14 protein-coding genes are annotated in these 18,037 nt (G+C 66.4%); 2 read left to right on the plus strand and 12 right to left on the minus strand.

Features of this window, described 5'->3' with window-relative positions; genetic code table 11:
• Positions 1–8: 8 nt before the first annotated feature.
• Positions 9–1,175 carry an efflux RND transporter periplasmic adaptor subunit gene (locus ATE64_RS07555; protein ID WP_058454116.1) on the minus strand — a complete coding sequence of 389 codons (1,167 nt, stop codon included), beginning with the start codon at positions 1,173–1,175 and terminating at the stop codon, positions 9–11.
• A gap of 111 nt (positions 1,176–1,286) precedes the next feature.
• Here ATE64_RS07555 and ATE64_RS07560 point away from each other — a divergent pair, with 111 nt between their 5' ends.
• Entirely contained in the window at positions 1,287–1,934 is a 648-nt protein-coding gene (locus ATE64_RS07560) for a TetR/AcrR family transcriptional regulator (RefSeq protein WP_156416549.1), read from the plus strand.
• Positions 1,935–2,015: 81 nt separating this feature from the next.
• Here ATE64_RS07560 and ATE64_RS07565 read toward each other — a convergent pair whose 3' ends face one another.
• Both ATE64_RS07565 and pepN read right to left on the minus strand, forming a co-directional pair.
• The gene (locus tag ATE64_RS07565) at positions 2,016–2,540 is read right to left on the minus strand and encodes a hypothetical protein (RefSeq protein WP_058454118.1); all 525 of its coding nucleotides are present in this window, start codon (positions 2,538–2,540) and stop codon (positions 2,016–2,018) included.
• Positions 2,541–2,664: 124 nt separating this feature from the next.
• Positions 2,665–5,280, minus strand: a complete 2,616-nt coding sequence (gene pepN, locus ATE64_RS07570) for an aminopeptidase N (protein ID WP_058454119.1) — start codon at positions 5,278–5,280, stop codon at positions 2,665–2,667.
• 47 nt (positions 5,281–5,327) lie between these two features.
• Between pepN and ATE64_RS07575 the strand changes: the two genes are divergently transcribed.
• Positions 5,328–6,119, plus strand: coding sequence for a hypothetical protein (locus tag ATE64_RS07575; RefSeq protein ID WP_058454120.1), 792 nt, complete (start codon positions 5,328–5,330; stop codon positions 6,117–6,119).
• Here ATE64_RS07575 and ATE64_RS07580 read toward each other — a convergent pair.
• From ATE64_RS07580 to ATE64_RS07620, 9 genes are all read right to left on the minus strand, one after another.
• Entirely contained in the window at positions 6,116–7,381 is a 1,266-nt protein-coding gene (locus ATE64_RS07580) for a DUF445 domain-containing protein (RefSeq protein WP_058454121.1), read from the minus strand. The genes ATE64_RS07575 and ATE64_RS07580 overlap by 4 nt on opposite strands.
• 70 nt (positions 7,382–7,451) lie before the next feature.
• Positions 7,452–10,868 carry an efflux RND transporter permease subunit gene (locus ATE64_RS07585; RefSeq protein ID WP_058454122.1) on the minus strand — a complete coding sequence of 1,139 codons (3,417 nt, stop codon included), beginning with the start codon at positions 10,866–10,868 and terminating at the stop codon, positions 7,452–7,454.
• A gap of 46 nt (positions 10,869–10,914) precedes the next feature.
• On the minus strand, positions 10,915–12,090 hold the full coding sequence (locus ATE64_RS07590; RefSeq protein WP_058454123.1) for an efflux RND transporter periplasmic adaptor subunit: 1,176 nt from the start codon (positions 12,088–12,090) through the stop codon (positions 10,915–10,917).
• 298 nt (positions 12,091–12,388) lie between these two features.
• Positions 12,389–12,661, minus strand: a complete 273-nt coding sequence (locus ATE64_RS07595) for a GlsB/YeaQ/YmgE family stress response membrane protein (protein WP_197410113.1) — start codon at positions 12,659–12,661, stop codon at positions 12,389–12,391.
• Between the two features lie 1,078 nt (positions 12,662–13,739).
• Positions 13,740–14,729 carry a quinolinate synthase NadA gene (gene nadA / locus ATE64_RS07600; protein ID WP_058454124.1) on the minus strand — a complete coding sequence of 330 codons (990 nt, stop codon included), beginning with the start codon at positions 14,727–14,729 and terminating at the stop codon, positions 13,740–13,742.
• A gap of 71 nt (positions 14,730–14,800) precedes the next feature.
• A complete protein-coding gene (locus tag ATE64_RS07605) occupies positions 14,801–15,514 on the minus strand; it encodes a hypothetical protein (protein ID WP_058454125.1) in 714 nt (237 codons plus the stop codon).
• Between the two features lie 63 nt (positions 15,515–15,577).
• Complete coding sequence (locus tag ATE64_RS07610; RefSeq protein ID WP_058454126.1) at positions 15,578–16,225, minus strand: DUF4230 domain-containing protein; 648 nt, start codon at positions 16,223–16,225, stop codon at positions 15,578–15,580.
• Positions 16,222–16,998, minus strand: coding sequence for a hypothetical protein (locus ATE64_RS07615; protein ID WP_156416550.1), 777 nt, complete (start codon positions 16,996–16,998; stop codon positions 16,222–16,224). Before ATE64_RS07615 ends, ATE64_RS07610 begins: the two co-directional genes overlap by 4 nt.
• Positions 16,983–17,900 (minus strand): MBL fold metallo-hydrolase, encoded by a 918-nt coding sequence (locus ATE64_RS07620; protein WP_058454166.1) that lies wholly within the window; start codon positions 17,898–17,900, stop codon positions 16,983–16,985. Before ATE64_RS07620 ends, ATE64_RS07615 begins: the two co-directional genes overlap by 16 nt.
• Positions 17,901–18,037: the final 137 nt, after the last annotated feature.

Genomic DNA, 18,037 nt, shown 5'->3' on the forward strand with positions numbered 1-18,037 from the left:
GGCGCGGCTCAGCGTTTCTTCGTCGCGGTTTTGGCGGGCGTCGGCCGCGTCGCCGCGGTTCCGCCGACCTTGGCGGTCTGCCCCGGCTGGACCTTCTGCAGCCCGTCGACGATCACGCGGTCGCCGGCGCGCAGCCCGTCGAGAATCGCCCACTGCCCCTGTTGCATCATGCCGAGCTTCACCGGACGGATCGTGACGATGTTCTTTGCATCGAGGATCATCACCGTCGCCGCATCGGCCGACAGCTTGACCGCGCGCTGCGGGATCAGGATGCCGTTCGGCCTGAAACCGGCCTTGATACGCGCGCGCACAAATTGCCCCGGCAGGAGTGTATCGGCGGGATTGGGGAATTCGGCGCGCAACGCCGCGGTGCCGGTCGCCTCGTCGATCGACAGGTCGAGGAAGTCGAGATGCCCGACCACCGGATAGGGGGTGCCATCCTCGAGTACCAGCTGCACCTCGACCCGGCCCACCGGCGGAATCTGCAGCTTCCCGCTTTCGATGTCGCGGCGGATCGCCATCAGATCCGAACTCGACTGGCCGAAATTGACATAGACGCGGTCGATCTGTTCGATCGTCGTGAGCAACGTGCCCTGCGCCGCGCTGACCAGCGCACCCTCGGTCACCTCGGCGCGCCGCGCCCGGCCGGCAATCGGCGCCGTCACGCTCGCATAGCCCAGGCTGAGCCGCGCCGAATCGAGATTGGCCTGCGCCGACTGGACGTCGGCCTCGGCGGTGCGCTGCGCGGCAACCGCAGCATCATACTCCTGCTTGCCGATCGCCTGTTCGGAGAGCAGCGGCTGATAGCGGCCGACCACCTGCCGTGCATTGGCGGCGGTCGCCTGCGCGCGGGCAAGCTGGGCGCGCGCCGCATTGACGTTCGCGGTCAACTGGCGCGGATCGATCCGAAACAGCGCCTTGCCCGCGGCAACATAGCTGCCTTCCTCGAACAGGCGGCGCTCGACGATCCCGTCGACGCGCGCGCGCACTTCGGCAGTGCGATAGGCCTGCACACGGCCGGGCAGCTCGATGATGTTGGGAACAGGCTGCGTCCCGACCGTCACGATGTTGACCTCGGGCGGCGGAGGCGCAGGCGGCGCTTCCGACGAACAGCCAGCCAGCAACAGGGCCAGCGCAGCGCCGGCGGCGCTTGCAAAGGGACGGACGCGACTCATAGGGACCCCTGAAAAATTCGCTGTTTTGGTGAACGTCGACGGATGGAAACCGTTGCGCTTTGGCGCGGTGTAATTTAAATTACAGAAAAGAGCAAGGGAGAGGACGGGCAGTTGGTCGAGAATGAAGTGACTCTATGTCAAACCGATAGACCCAAGGGGCCCACCAGTCCGCGCGAACGGCGGTACGAGGCGATTCTCGACGCCGCCGAAACGCTGTTCATGGATCAGGGATATGACAGGACGAGTCTCGCCGAGATCGTCCGGCGGTCGGGCGGCTCGCTCGCGACCCTCTACGAGCTGTTCGGCAACAAGCAGGGCCTGCTTCATGCGATCGCCGTACGCTGGCGCGACGAGACGATGCATGGCCGCGTCAACCAGGTGGAGGCGTCCGATACGTCTGCCGTCGAAATCCTGATGGGCTTCGTCCGCCGCGAGATCGGGCTTTGGCAATCGCCGCGCACGGTGGCGCTGTTGCGAATGCTGGTTTCCGAGGGCCTTCGCGACCGCGAATTCGCGTTGCAAACCTATCGCGACCTTCACCTTCCTTTCATTGCGGAGGTATCCGCATTATTCGCCGAATGGGCTGCCACCGGCAAGGCGGCAATCGACGATCCGGAAGCGGCCGCGCATCTTTTTCTATCGACGATTTCGGGCGACATGATGCTCAACCGCCTGTTCGGCGTGGAAGACGCCATGCTCGACGAAGCGCAGATCCGCTGGCGGCTACAGCCATTTTTCAGCCATTTCAGGATCGCCTGACCGCCCGATCGCCGACAGCGCGCCCGATATACGGCTGGGCACCGACGGGGGCCGATGGATTTGCGGCGGCCGTCGGCGAACCTATCGGGCCTTCCGGATCGAGATCGAAATTGTCCGCACACGCTTGTTGTAAACTGCGATACCGGCCTCGACGACGATCCCGCCGCTCTGCGTCCAGCGCGCAAAGTCGTTCTGCTTCGGATTGCCCGGGCCGAGCTGCGGTTCACCCATGGTGATCGCCGGTGAGAGTATTGCAGCCACATCGGCGCCCGACAGGCTGGTGTTTGCCGATCCCGTGATCTGACAGGTCGCGCTGTAAACGGGGCTCGAACCATTTGTCGTCGTGAGCATCAGGCCATCCTTGATGAACACGCGCGGCATTTGCACGGGCGCCGTTCCGCTGATCAGTCGCGGCGTGGTTTCGTTCCATCCGTTCAACGTTGCGTTTCGGGCAACGGCGTCGACGTCGGGAAATCTGTCGCGGCACATCGTCGTGAAAGCGGCGACATAGCGCGCCGGGTCGGCCTCGGGCGCTTTCTCGGCTTGGGCACCGGCGATGAGCGCCGCGCTGGAAATCAAGGCATACCCCGTCACGCGTATCGACATCGACCCACTCCCGTTCTGCGGGCTTCCATGCCTCGCAGGGACTTAAAACCGGGTCAAATGAGAAGGTTACTATAGTCTTGCGCCAGAAATCGAAAGGCAGGTTCCGGCCCGCCCGAAGCCGACGCTAGCCCAGCAAGCTCTTCGACGCCTGTTCGGTCACGTCGCGCGACAGGCCCGGTTGCGCGAGAATGCGTTGCAGTTCGGCCTTCATCATCGCCTGCCGCGCCTCGTCGAAGCGTTTCCAGCGGCCGAGCGGCGGGATCATCCGCGCCGCGGTCTGCGGGTTTTTCGGGTCGAGCGCGATGACAAGATCGGCGATCAGCCGGTAGCCCGCGCCATCGGCCTGATGAAACGCCGCCTGATTGCCCGTCAGCGCACCATAGAGCGAGCGCACGCGATTGGGGTTCGCCAGCGTGAAGTCGGGATGCTCGGCGAGTTCCCTCACCGCATCGACGGTATCGGGGCGCAGCGACCAGGCCTGCACCTGGAACCATTTGTCGAGTACCAGCGGATTGTCGCGATAGCGCTGGTAGAAGATATCGAGCGCCGCCACCCGTTCGTCGCTGTCGCCATGCGCCAGCGTCGCGAGCGCCGCCTGCCGTTCGGTCATCCCATCGGCGTCGGAGAAGATCCGGAACGCGACCGCCGGCGTATCGGGCAATCCCGTCGCCGCGAGGTACGCAAGCGCGACGCCGCGCAGGCGCCGGCCCCCCTTCGCCTTGCGCGACAGGATCGCGGCGGGCGGCGGCGTTTCGGCCAGGATCGCGCGCCACTCGGCTTCCAACGCACCGCCGATCGCCGCCTGCAGCGCCAGCCGCTCGCGGCGGATCGCGTCGGGGTCGACGACGACCATCTGGTCGCCGACGAACGCTTCGCTCGGCAGCAGCACCGCCTCGGCAACGAATGCCGGATCGGCGGCGCGTCCGCCAAGCGTCTGCGCGACGGCGTCGATCACGACGCTGTGATCGACCTTCTCGCCCGACACGGCGGCGACCAGCGTGTCGAGCATCAGCTGCTGCAACGCCTCATAGCGCGCGAACGGATCGTCGTCGTGTGCCGCAAGCCACGCCAGTTCGCCGTCCTCGCGCGCGAAATCGACGATCACCGGCGCTGAAAAACCGCGGTTCAGCGACAGCATCGGCCGACTGCGATAATGGCCGAGCGACACCGCCATCTCGGCGCGGTCGAGCAGGACAAGCCGTTCCTCCTCGATGCCATGCCCGCCGTCGAGGTCGAACGCCTTGATCCGTAGCGGGATCAAGGTCGGCGCCTTGTCGGGCTGGCCGGGCGTCGCGGGCACCGTCTGCGCGAGGTGCAGCACGCGCTCGCCGGTGGCCTCGTCGCTCTCGATGCGCGCGGTGACGCGCGGCGTCCCCGCCTGTTCGTACCAGCGCCGGAACAATTTGAGGTCGACCTCCGCGCCCTCCTCGATCGCGCGGACGAAATCCTCGCACGTCGCCGCCTCGCCGTCGTGGCGTTCGAAATAGAGATCGGTCCCCTTGCGGAAGCGCTCGGGGCCGACCATCGTGTGCATCATCCGGATGACTTCGGCGCCCTTGTTATAGACCGTCGCGGTATAGAAGTTGCTGATTTCCTGATAGGAGTCGGGCCGGATCGGATGCGCGAGCGGCCCCGCATCCTCGGGGAATTGTGCGGCGCGGAGCAGGCGCACATCCTCGATCCGCTTGACCGGCGGCGAGCCCATGTCGGCCGAAAAGCTCTGGTCGCGAAAGACGGTGAACCCCTCTTTCAGGCTCAGCTGGAACCAGTCGCGGCAGGTGACGCGGTTGCCCGACCAGTTGTGGAAATATTCGTGCGCGACGACGCCCTCGACGCCGTCATAATCAAGGTCGGTCGCGGTGTCGGGGTCGGCGAGGATGTAGCGGGTGTTGAAGATGTTCAGCCCCTTGTTCTCCATCGCCCCCATGTTGAAGTCGCTGACCGCGACGATGTTGAACAGGTCGAGGTCATATTCGCGGCCATAGACCTGCTCGTCCCATTTCATGCTGTTCTTGAGCGCCTGCATCGCGTGGCTCGTGCGCTCGACGTCGCCTTCGCGCACCCAGATGCCGAGTTCGACCTTGCGCCCCGACAGGGTGACGAACTCGTCGCGATTGACGACCAGGTCGCCCGCGACGAGCGCGAAGAGGTAGGAGGGCTTCGGCCACGGATCTTCCCACAGCGCCCAGTGCCGCCCGCCGCCATTCTCTCCCTCGGGAGCATCGCCCTTTTCGATGCAATTGCCGTTCGACAGCAGGATCGGAAACAGCGCCTTGTCGCCTTCCATCCGCACCTTGTAGCGGCTCAGGACATCGGGCCGGTCGGGGTGGAAAGTGATGCGGCGAAAGCCCTCGGCCTCGCACTGGGTGCAGAGCATCCCGTTCGACGCGTAGAGGCCCATCAGCTGCGTGTTCGCGGCCGGATTGATCGCGGTGTCGACCTCGACCACCGCCTCGGTCCGCTCGCCGAGATCGACGACCAGGTCGGGCCCCTCCATGCGCCAGTCGTTCCAGCCCTCGCCGTCGACGCGCACCGCGAGTGCGGTGAGCCCGTCGCCGCGCAGCATCAACGGCACTGGCGCGTCGGCGCTGCGCACCACCGACAGCGCGGCGGTGACGCGCGTCTCGTCGATCCCCAGCGCGAAATCGAGCGCGATGTCGGGAAGCTGCCATTCGGGCGGCCGGTAATCGGCGCGGTGGATGGTGACGGGAATGGCGGGCGTGGAAGAGGCGTCGGTCATGAACGAGGGTCTAGGCGCGGCGCCGCAGGCGCGCAATAAGCGCTGCAATGGCGAAGATGCTGATTTTCGGAATGGGCTATGCCGCGGGTCATCTCGCGGAGCGCCTGCGCGCGCGCGGCTGGGACGTGGAGGGCACCACGCAAGACGGGCGCGGTGAGAGCATCGCGTTCGCCGACGAGGCTGCGGTAATCGGCGCGCTGCGCTCGGCGACGCATATCCTCTCATCGGTCCCACCTGCAGGCGGCCGCGATCCGGTCCTCGACCGTTTCGGACAGGCGATCGCCGTCGCCCCTGCCGGCTGGGTCGGCTACCTGTCCTCGACCGGCGTCTATGGCGACACGGGCGGCGCGTGGGTCGACGAAAGCGCGCCGATCAAGGGCCGCCGCCCCGACCGCAACGCCGCCGACGCCGCATGGTCGGCGCTGCGCGGCGACGTGCGGGTCTTTCGCCTGCCCGGCATCTATGGCCCCGGCCGCTCGATCCTCGACCGGATCAACGAAGGCCGCGCGCACCGGATCGACCTGCCCGGTCAGGTTTTCAGCCGCGTCCATGTCGATGACATCGCGGGCGGCGTCATGGCGTCGTTCCGCGGACCGGCGGGCATCTACAACCTCGCCGACGACGAGCCCTGCCACCAGAACCGGCTGGTCGAATGGGGCTGCGCGATGCTCGATGCGCCCCTTCCCCCGCTCCTGCCGCTCGACGAAGCCGGCCTCTCGCCTGCCGCGCGCGCCTTCTATGCCGAGAACCGCCGCGTCGCGAACGGCAAGGCGAAGCGGCTCCTGGGCTGGGCGCCACGTTATCCGACGTTTCGCGAAGGGCTCGCGAGCCTCGTCTAAAGCAGCACATCCACCGCGTGGATCAGCACGCCGACCAATCCGCCGACCAGCGTGCCGTTGATGCGGATATATTGCAGGTCGTCGCCAACCGCATTTTCCAGCCGGTCGGTGATCGTCTTGGCGTCCCACCCGCGAATCGTGTCGGACACGAGCTTCAGCGCCGTCTCGCCATAGCTGTCGACCGTCCCGACCACCGCGCGCCGGGCATAGCGATTGAGCGTGCGCTTCAGCCCCTCGTCCTCGCCCAGCATCGTGCCGAACTGCGTGACGAGCTCACCGATCCGCCCCGCGAGCATCGTGTCGGGGTCGCGCGCGGCCTTGAGCAGCGCCGCGCGCCCCTGTTCCCACAATCCGTCGAGCCAGCGCTTGACCGCCTTGTTTTCGAGCAGCTCGTCGCGGACCTTGGCGACCTTCGCCTGAACTTCGGGATCGTGCTGCAGGTCGAGCGCCATCTTGGCGAGCCCTTCCTCGACACGGATGCGCAGCGGGTGCGTCTCGTCGACCGCCATTTCGCTGAGCAGCTTCGACAGCCCCGCGACGATGCGGTTCGAGATGCTCTCGTCGAGCCCGGTGAAGCGCACGATCGCGTTCGAATTGTCGTGGACCATCTGGTGGATCAGATGTTCGTTGAGTTCGAGCGTCTTCGATCCCCATTTGACCATCGCGTCGAGCAAGGGCTGGTGCCGCCCCTCGGCGAGCGCCGCCTGCAACGCCTGCCCGAGTAGCGGCGCGACGTCGAGGTCGCGCAGGCGGTCGGCGATCGCCGACTTGACCATGCCGCCCAGCCGCTGCTGGTCGAGCGCGCCGAGCCCGTCGGCGATGATCCGCGACGCGCCGAGCTTGAGCCGCCCGCCGCCCTCGGCCGGCTGCGACAGGAATTTCCCGACCGCGCCCGCGACGTCAACCGTCTGCATCTTGCGCGCGATCAGCCGCGGCAGCAGGAAATTGGTGAGCAGGAAGCGCGCGAGCGTGTCGCCGATGCGGTTCTTGTTGCGCGGCACGATCGCGGTGTGCGGGATCGGCAGGCCCAGCGGATGGCGGAAGAGCGCGGTCACCGCGAACCAGTCGGCCAGCCCGCCGACCATCGCCGCCTCGGCAAAGGCGCGCACGAAACCGACCGCTGGATGGACGTGATCGAAATAGCGCGCGGCGAGGAACACCGCCGCCATGACGATCAGCAATCCGGTCGCCACCACACGGATATTGGAGCCCCGCGCCGGAATGGCGACGCCTATCGGCCGGGAAAGAAGGCTGTCGGTCATGCGAACCAAATGGCGAAACGCCGCAAAGGTTGCAACCGGCGCAGCGACTTACCGCGCCGGTTCGCCTGCATTATTCCGCCGGTTCGGGCGCCGCGGCGCCGTGCGGCTTCACATCGTCGCCCTTGCGATAGGTCAGAAGGTTGCGCGAGAAGAAGCGGCCGAGGCGCTTTTCGATGCTGTCGGCCAGGCTGAACCCTGCGGGCACGATCAGCAGCGTCAGCAGCGTCGACAGGGTCAGCCCGCCGATCACCACGACGCCCATCGGGGCGCGCCACGCGCCATCGCCCGACAGCGACAGCGCCGTCGGCACCATGCCCGCAACCATCGCGACCGTCGTCATCACGATCGGCTGCGCGCGCTTGCGGCCCGCATCGAGCAGCGCCTCCATCTTGCCGACGCCATGATCCATCTCCTCGATCGCGAAATCGACGAGCAGGATCGAATTCTTCGCGACGATGCCGAGCAGCATCAGCAGGCCGATATAGACGGGCATCGAGATTTCCATGCCCGTAATCAGCAGTCCGAGCAGCCCGCCCAAAGGCGCGAGCAACAGCGACGACATGTTGACCAGCGGCGACAGGAAACGGCGATAGAGCAGCACCAGCGTCGAGAAGACGAGCAGCAGGCCAGAGACGACCGCGATCAGGAAATTGTTGATCAGTTCGGCCTGCCACTTGGCGTCACCCTGGATGATCTTGCGCACGCCCTGCGGCATGTTCTTGATCGCCGGCAGCGCGTCGATCTTCTTCTGCGCGTCGCCGGTGACAAGGCCGGGCGCCAGGTCGGCACCGATCACGATGCGCCGCGTCTGGTTATAGCGGCGCAGTTCGGTCGGGCCGGCGCCGAAGCCGATCTCGGCGACCGACTTCAGCGGCACCGTCGTCCCGCGCGAAGTCGGGACGGGCAGATTCTCGATCGTCGCGAGCGCGCGGCGCGAATCTTCGGACAGCAGCACGCGGATCGGGATCTGGCGATCGGACAGCGAGAATTTCGCGGCATTCTGGTCGATGTCGCCGATCGTCGCGATACGGATCGTCTGGCTGAGCGCCGAGGTCGTGACGCCGAGTTCGGCGGCAAGGTCGAGGCGCGGCTTGACGATGATTTCGGGGCGCGGAATGTCGCCCTCGATCCGCGGCGAGCGCAGCTCCTTGAGCTTGCTCATCTCGGCCACGATCTTCAGCGCGTGGCTCTCGAGCAGCGCCGGATCGTCGCCGCCGATGACGAAGGTCAGGTCACGGCCCGAAAAACCACCCGACTGGCTCTGGAACGACACGCGCGCGTCGGGAATCGCCGCCATTTTCGGCTGCAACCCGCGTTCCCAGTCGACGCTGGTCTGTTCGCGCTTCTTCTTGAGCGTGATGTACACCGTGCCGCCGCCGACATTGACGTCATAGAAGGCATTCTCGACCGTCTTGTCGGCTTCGAGAATATCGTTGATCTCGTTCGAGATATGCTCGCTCTGCGCCAGCGTCGACCCCGGCGGCAGCTCCCAGCGCACCTGGCTGTAATCGCTGTTGATCGTCGGCTGGAACTGCTGCGGCAGCGTCGCGAACAGAAAGATGCTCGTCGCGAAAGCCGCGACGCCGATCCCGACGATCCAGACGCGATGGTCGAACAGCCGCGCGTAGGTGCGCTGCGCGATCGATTTCGCCCAATGGGTAAAAGCCCACTGGCGCACGCCGAGTGCATAGGCGGCCGCGCCGATGATGATCTGGAGCATACCGGCGGCAAGATAGGCGCCGACGATGCTCAGCGGCGTCAGCAGCAGGAAATGGATCGCGGCGTTGGGCGCATCCTGCCCGGCAGGAACCGGCCGGAAAAAGGTCGCGACCTGCAACAGGCCGACAAAGCCCGCGACCACCAGCGGCACGATCAGGTAGATCAGCCGCGTCGAGGTCAGCGCGTAGGTCGCGCGCTTCGCCTGATGCTTGCTGTTGTCGAGCGTCCACGCAAGGATGCGCTCATAGCGGTCGACCCACGGGCCCGAGGCGTGATCCTGCTCGCCCTGCGCCGACAGGAAATAGGCGGCGATCATCGGGGTGATCATGCGCGCGACCGCCAGGCTGACGAGCACCGCGAACACCACGGTCATGCCGAACTGGATGAAGAACTGCCCCGACACGCCGGGCATCAGCGCGACGGGCAGGAACACCGCGACGATCGACATCGTCGTCGCGACGACCGCGAGGCCGATCTCGTCGGCGGCGTCGATCGCGGCCTGATAGGCGGTCTTGCCCATTCGCATGTGCCTGACAATATTCTCGATCTCGACGATCGCGTCGTCGACCAGCACCCCGGCGACGAGGCTCAATGCGAGCAGCGACAGGCCGTTCAGCGAAAAGCCCATCATGTCCATGAACCAGAAGGTCGGGATCGCCGACAGCGGGATCGCGAGCGCACTGATCAGCGTCGCGCGCCAGTCGCGCAGGAACAGGAAGACGACGACGACGGCCAGCACCGCGCCCTCGATCATCGCGGCCATCGAGCTGCGATATTGTTCCTTCGTATATTCGGTGCGCGTGAACAGGATCTTGAAGTCGACCTTGGGGTTGTTCTTCTTGATCTCGGCGAGCTTCTTCATCGTCTCGTCGTGGACGGTGACGTCGGACGAACCCTTCGCCTTTTCGATCGAGAAGCTCAGCACCTGCTTGCCGCCGATCTTCGCGAGGTTGCGCTGTTCGGCATAGCCGTCGGTGACCTTCGCGACGTCCGACAGGCGGATCGTGCGGCCGTTCCCGATCGAGATGCGCGTGTCGCCGAGCTGGAACGCGTTCGCGGCGTTGCCGAGCACGCGCACCGCCTGTTCGCTACCCGCAATCTCGGTGCGCCCGCCCGCCGCGTTGACGTTCACCTGACGCAGCTGCTGGTTCACCTGGCTCGCGGTCAGGCCATAGCTCTGCATCCGCGCGGGATCGAGGATCACGCGGATTTCGCGGTCGACACCGCCCGAGCGGCGTACCTGGCTCATGCCGGGGATCGAGAGCAGTTCCTTCGCGACCGTATTGTCGACGAACCACGACAATTGCTCCAGCGTCATGTCGCGCGTCTCGACCGCGAAATAGGTGATCGGGCCGCCCGCGATATCGACGCGCACGACCTGCGGTTCGAGAATGCCGTCGGGCAGGTCGCTGCGGATCTGCGAGATCGCCTGGTTGACGTCGTTATAGGCGCGGTCGATCGGGGTGCCGATCGCGAACTGGACCATCGTGCGGCTGTTGCCCTCGCTGACATAGGAGGACATTTCGTCGACGCCGCTGACGCTGCGCACCGCGGCTTCGACGCGCTGCGTCACCTGCGTCTCGAGTTCGGACGGCGCGGCGCCCGGCTGGGCGACGATGACCTGCACCGCCGGGAATTCGATGTCCGGATTGTCGTTGACGTCCATCCGGTTGAAACTGACGACCCCCGCCAGCAGCAACAGGATGAACAGCACGATCGGCGGCACCGGATTGCGGATGCACCAGGCGGAGATGTTGCGAAAGCTCATGATTCAAACGCCCTTGTGCGCCCGCAGGCTGCGTGTGCGACCAATTTTACTGCGACGATTTCTGGACCACCGGCTTCACCTTGTCGCCGGGGTTCAGGAATGCGCCCGCCAGCACGACGACCTTCTCGTTGCCGGTCAGTCCCGACGCGATCGACACGCCGCCGTCGGTGACGGTGCCGACCTTCACCAGCTTGCGTTCGATCTTGTCGTCCGCGCCGACGACCAGCACGAAATTGCCGTCGGGTCCGCTCTGCACCGCGCTTTCGGGGAGCAGCGGCGCCTGTTCGGTGCCCGAGACGAGCCGCGCGTCGGCGAAGCCGCCGGGGCGGAGCGCGGCGCTGTACGGGACCGCGATGCGCACCGTTCCCTGCCGCGTGTCCATGTTGACGATCGGCGAAACCTGCCACACCTGCCCCGCGATCTGCAGGTCGGTGCCGACCGGCGTGATCGTCGCGCGGGTGCCGACCTTGACGCGCTGCAAATCGGCCTCGGCGAGCTGCGCCAGCATTTCCATCTCGCCGCCGCGCGCCATGCGGAACAGCACGCCGCTGCCCGCGCCGACGACCTGGCCGGGTTCGACCTGACGCGTCAGGACCAGCCCCGCCGCCGGGGCGACGATGTTGAGGCGGCCGTTGCGCGCCAGCGCTTCCTGATATTGCGCCTGCGACACGCGGACGCGCGCGTTCGCGGCATCGCGGGTCGCGCGCTTGCGGTCCATGTCGGCCTTCGAGATGAAGCCGCGGCCGACCAGCGCCTGCGCGCGCTCCAGCTCCGCCTGCGCCAGATCGGCATCGGCCTGGGCAACCTTGATCGAGGCCGCGAGGCTCGCCGCCTGCTGCGACTGGACGGCGCGGTCGATCACCGCGAGCGTCTGGCCCGCGCCGACCCACTGGCCGGGCTCGACAAGCACGCGGACGACCTGTCCGCCCTCGCCCGCGATGCCGACCGGCATTTCGCGGCGCGCCGCGATTGTGCCGTTGGCGGCGATCGCCGCCTGCACCGAGACGCGGCCGGGAATGACGACGGTGACGTTCGGCACATTCTGCGCGCCCGCGCCGCCGGCGCCGCCCGCCGCCGTATCGGCGCCCTTGCTGTGCGCGAACGCATACCAGACGCCGAGCAGGATGACCGCGATCAGCGCGACCGCCGCGATCGTCAGCATCCGCTTGCGGCGGTTGTCATCGGCTTCGTAAAAGCTTTCGGTCCCCGCCAGGCTGTCCATCGAATCCACTTTCCGCTCGTAATTCACGCCACATCCCCTCGGCCGCCGGCGTGCTGCCGACGGCGGTGCAAGCCGCACCGCACGGGCACAGCCCAATTTCCGGTCGGTGTATTACCCTATTAAATCACCACGCGCAAGGGGTGAAACAGGCCCCTCGCCCCACCCTCCGGGCACCGCGTCATAGGCAGGTCGGGCAGAAAATTCCAGTAGTTGGTCATCAAAAAGGGGCGGCCGACATGCGCCGACCGCCCCCATTTCTTCGCTGTCAGGTCCGGATCGGACCCGGCCGTTCGCGCCGTCAGCGTACCCTGCCGCGCCGGATCAGGTTGACGATCGCCAGCAGGATGATCGCGCCGATGAACGCCGTGACCAGCGTCCGCCAGTCGAACGCATCGCCGCGCAGGTGTCCGCCGCCAAAGACGCCGCCCAAGAGCAGCCGGCCGAGGATAGACCCGACGCAACCGACGATGATATTCAGGAAAATGCCCTGCTGGGCATCGGTGCGCATCACGATGCTGGCGAGCCAGCCGATAATGCCGCCCATCACAATAGCGATAATGAAACTAATCATGATTGACCCCCTACGATCAATGGTCTGCCCGACGTTGTGGACAGCCTGTGCTACCCTAAATCACTGCAATCGCCTAGCGAAATGGCGGAGCGCGCGCGGTTGCCGGGGCGCCGTTCACCGAGGACAGGCGCAAGGTACGAAATCGATCATCCCTATGATCTCCCCTTTCCGGTCGGCGAGCCCGTCAGCAGGCGATCGGGCAGCCGCCGATACGCGAATAATGCGAGAGGGGTGGAAAAGGTTCCCGGCCGCGACCCAAAGGCCACGGCCGGGAAGAGGAGGATCAGTTCCGATCGGGGAACTGCTCCGGGTCGCAACACCGGCATAAGCAGCCTTGTTTGACCGCGATGTGACGCCGATCACTCGGTGGAATTTTTTTGGGAAAAGGCTGCGGCGTCGCCGCGGCGCCCGGCAGGGAGCGGATGTCCCCCGTCCGCGCATACGAAATGGGGGCCGACATCGCTGCCAACCCCCACTATCCGGTTACGCCCCTCGCCTCGCTTCGCCGCTGCATCCCGGTTCCCTGTCCTTTCGGTCAGTGACCCGCAAAACGCCTCGCCGCCGCGTGCGCCGGAACGGTCCGGCGATGGTTCGGTCGGCCCCCTTTCGGGGGCCGGCCTCACCTGGAAAGCCCTTCATCATCTCGTCCGTGCCTCTGCCGAAACAGCTGCGCTTTCAAAGCGATGGACTGCATTTCCGTACCTGATCGGGTCCGCTTCAACTCGTGGGAATCGCTGCGTTCCGTGATCCGGCTATCGGTTGCCTTCCTCGTCGTCCCTCTCCGTTCTCGTCCGGCCAGTCTTGCAACTGCCCTTCTCGTCCCGGCGGTCCGTCGTCTCCGGCGTCCGATGATTTGAAGCTGTCACGAACGCGGGATGCCGCCAACAGAAAATGCACATAAAGCAGCAATCATGCCCGTTCGCTTGTGGATAAGTCCGGCATTAGCAACAAGCGGATTCGCTGCAGCATTTTTGTAATAGCAATGCAGCATTTTTGAATTCATCGGCCGGACCGAAATGCGCGACTCGCCGCCGCGACTCGATTCGCGAAACCGCAAAAAGCGACTCGCCGCCGCGACTCACGCGCGTCCGAGGTCGCCCTTGCCGACGGTCCCCGATGCCATTTCGAGCATCCGGTCGAGACTCTTGCGCGCAGCGAGGCGGAGCCCTTCCTCCATCTCGATCTGCGGCTTGAGGTCGCGGAGCGCGATGTACAGCTTCTCCATCGTGTTGAGCGCCATGTACGGGCAGATGTTGCAGTTGCAGTTTCCATCCGCGCCCGGCGCGCCGATGAAGGTCTTTTCGGGCAGCGCGAGTTCCATCTGGTGGATGATGTGCGGCTCGGTCGCGACGATCAGCGTGTCGCCGGGGAAGCTCTTCGCGAACTGCAAAATGCCGCTCGTCGATCCGACATAATCGGCATGGTCGACGATGTGCGGCGGACATTCGGGGTGCGCCGCAACCGGCGCGCCCGGATGCTGCGCCTTCAGCTTGAGCAGTTCGGTCTCGCTGAACGCCTCGTGGACGATGCACACGCCCGGCCACAACAGCATGTCGCGTCCGAACTTGCGGTTGAGATAGCCGCCAAGGTGCCGGTCGGGGCCGAAGATGATCTTCTGGCTTTCGGGGATCTGGCTGATGATCGTCTCGGCGCTCGACGAGGTGACGATGATGTCGCTCAATGCCTTCACCGCCGCCGAGCAGTTGATGTAGGTCAGCGCGATATGGTCGGGATGCTTTTCGCGGAAACGCTTGAACTGTTCGGGCGGACAGCTGTCCTCGAGGCTGCACCCGGCGTCCATGTCGGGCAGGATCACCGTCTTCTGCGGGCTCAGGATCTTCGCGGTCTCGGCCATGAACTTGACCCCGCAAAAGGCGATCACGTCGGCGTTGGTGTCCGCCGCCTTGCGTGAGAGCTCGAGCGAATCGCCGACGAAATCGGCCAGATCCTGAATCTCGGGCTTCTGGTAATAATGCGCGAGGATGACGGCGTTGCGCTCCTTGCGCAGGCGCTCGATTTCGGCGCGCAGGTCGAGACCCGACAGATTTTCGCGAACGGGAGCAGTCATGGCTTTTCCTTTTATGGCTTTGCCTTGCGCGGCGCTCTACACCGCGTCCGCCATAAGGGCAATTCGCCGTATCAGCTTGCCGTGAGCTTCGCCGCCAGCGCGGCCACCGGCGGCGTCAGCGACAACAGATAGACGATCACGCGCACCGCGATGACAAGCAGCGCGACCGCTTTCGTCGCCGGATGGACGTGCCCCAGCGTGCGCCGGTCGTGCGCCGCGATGATCCCGACGACCGCTAGCTGGATCAGCGCGACCGGAATGTCCGACCAGCCGATCATCAGCGGCATCGGCAGCAACCGGCCGAGCGCGGGTTCGAGGATCATGATCGTCGCGCCGATCATCAGCCGCCGGTGCCATTCGGTATCGCTGCGCCGGCGGATCGCCATCATCACCGCCAGCCCGAATGCGAGCGCCTCGATCGTCGTGAGCGCAAGGAAATAGGGCGCGGTAAAAAAGGGCGGGAAGCGGTTCAGCGCCAGCGATGCCAGCCCGACGAAAATGCCGAGGCAGACGATCAACACCGCCAGCCCCGCTCCCATCCAGCCGAGCCGCCGGTGCAGCGCCAGATTGCCCCGCGCCTCCAGCGTCGGCTGAACGATCAGCAACCCGAGCCACGCCAGCATCGCGACCCCGTGCAGATGCACCCAGAAGGGCGCCTTCACCGGATCGACGAAACCGCGCAGCCCAAATTGCACGAAACCGAAGATGATGAAGACGGCGAGCCCGATCGCCATCCGTTGCCAGAACCGTTCGGCGCGCGCCGCGCCCTCGACCATCGTCGCCATGCCCCATTCCCCTCGCAGTCTGCCCGCGCGGAGAATATCGCATCCCCGAACCTTGCGAAAGGGTCAGTTCGCAGGGTCGTCCGCGAAGCGCGCGGCGACTTTCGCGTCGATCCCCGCGGCCTTCAGCGGCATCGCGAAGCTCTGCTCGACCGCGGTGCGTGCGGCGCCCTGCGCCAGCCGCATCGGCACCGTCCCCTTCGCCTGCTTGATCAACTCTTCCTGCGCCGCCTTGCGGTTCGCGGCGTCGAGCGTCTTTTCGGCATCGGTCAGCGTCAGCAGGATCACCCCGTCGCGAAACTCGCTGATCGCATCGATGTCGATCTCGGGGCCCGCCAGCCGCAGCGGCGGCAAGGTGACGGTCAGCGCATTGGTGCCCGCATCCCAGTCGAGGTCGGACTGCCTGAGCTTGCCAAGGTCAAGCTCGTAGCGGACCGTCCCCGGCATGATCAGCGTCTTCTTCGCCTCCAGCCCCAGCCGCGACTGCGTCGAGGTCACGACCGCGACATAGCGCGCGGTGAAGGGCACGAGCACATTCTGCTCCTGCAACCCCTGCAGGCTCGCCGCGACGACGGTCTCGGGGTCGAAGCCCTTCTGCCAGTCGCGCCAGGCGCTGACCGCCCACCAGGCGGCGAGCGCCAGCAAAGCCGCCGCCGCGAGCAGGATCAGGCGCGGCAACAGGCGCGGTGCGGGCGAGGACGCGGGTGTGGTCATGGCGTGGTGTAATCCGAACAATCGGGCGCCGGCCGGTCCATTTCATAGCGCGACGTCGCGGGGTTGTAATGCAGCACGCGGTCATAGCTGCAGCGGGGATCGGGCGCACGCACCAGGTCGGCGCGCTTCAGCCTCACCGCGCTATTGTCCTCCGACCGGCGCGAGGTGCGCGGGAAGGTCGTCGCGGCAGCGCGATAGGTGAGCGCGGGCCACCAGCCGCCATCGGCGGGGGCAGCCGTCAGCGTCGCGGCAAAATCATATTCGTCGTGGCACGCCTCCAGCCGGTCCTTCATGCCCTGCTCCGAAAAGCAGGCGCGGATCATCAGCGAGCCGTCCCAAACGATATCGAGCACTTCGGCGCCGAGCGCGGTCGATCCCGGCGCGCTGCCGAGCTCGAAAAGATGCAGCCGTGCCGCCGATCCGCCGCCGCCCGAATACATCGCATTCTGGCGGCCGAGGATGCCGACCAGATAGCGCGGCGCGCCGTCCCCGCCCTTCGCGGCGATCAGGTTCGGCCAGAGTTCCTGCGCTCCGGCATCGTCAAAGCCGGGCAAGGCGATTGACGTCGGCGCGTCCGAGGCCGGCGACGTCACCCGCAGCTCCGCCGCGCCCGCACCGTCTTCGGTGACCGGGATTTCGAGGCACAGGCTCCTGTCGGGCACGCAGTGCCGATCGCCATCCTTGACGAGCGCGACCACCGCGCCGTCGCCATCGGCGGGGGCGGGCACGGCGGCCGCCAGCACCAGCGCCATCAGCATCAGGCAAGCACCCACTCATCATCTTGCGACCGCACGACGCCGCGCGTCTCGAGGTCGAGCAGGTGCGCGAGCACCGACCGCCCGGCGGCGCCGGTCAGCCGGGGGTCGAGACCCTTGTACATATGCTTCACCATCTCGGGGATCGCGCGCGTCCCCTTGTCGAGTTCGCGCAATATCTGCCGCTCGCGCTGCTTGCGATGGCCCAGCATCCCGCGCACGAGCTGCCTCGGCTTCGTCACCGCGGGGCCGTGCGCCGGATAATAGATGCGGTCGCCGCGCTCATACAGCTTCGACAGGCTCGCCATATAGGCGGCCATGTCGCCGTCGGGCGGGCTCACCACGCTCGTCGACCACGCCATCACATGGTCGCCGGTGAACAGCGCCCCGCTTTCGACGAGCGCGAAGCAGAGGTGGTTCGACGTATGCCCCGGCGTCGCGACCGCCTCGATCGTCCAGCCGTCGCCCGAAATCCGCTCGCCGTCGGTGAGCACGCGGTCGGGCGCATAGTCGCTGTCGAAGGCCGAATCCGCGCGCGGCCCGTCATCGGCCAGCGCCAGCGGCGCGCAGCCGATGATCGGCGCGCCCGTCGCCTCCTGCAAGGGGCGTGACGCGGGACTATGGTCGCGGTGCGTGTGCGTGCAGAGGATCGCCGTGATGCGCTGGCCCTCGGTCGCGCGCAGGATCGCGTCGACATGCCCGACGCCGTTGATGTCGGCGGGGTCGCCGATGCTCAGCCCCGATCCGGTCGGGCCGGGATCGATCACCGCGACGTCGCTCCCGGCCCCGACGATCCACGTCTGGGTGCCGGTGAAGGTATAGGGCGAGGGATTGGGCGCGAGCACGCGGCGCACCAGCGGCTCATGCTGCTCGCAGTCGCCGGCGCGGATCGTGTCGGGCCAGGGCTTTTCGTCGCTCATGCCCGCCCATGTGGCACCGCGCCGCGCGAAGGAAAAGGCCCGGGCGAGAAAAAGCCGGGCCAATAGAGAAAGGGAGCGGACATGGGCCGCCCCCTTTCCCCGCCCCTATCGCCGGCGCCACCGGGGAATGGGCGCCG

This window comes from Sphingopyxis sp. H073, from assembly GCF_001468395.1.
GTDB lineage: Bacteria > Pseudomonadota > Alphaproteobacteria > Sphingomonadales > Sphingomonadaceae > Sphingopyxis.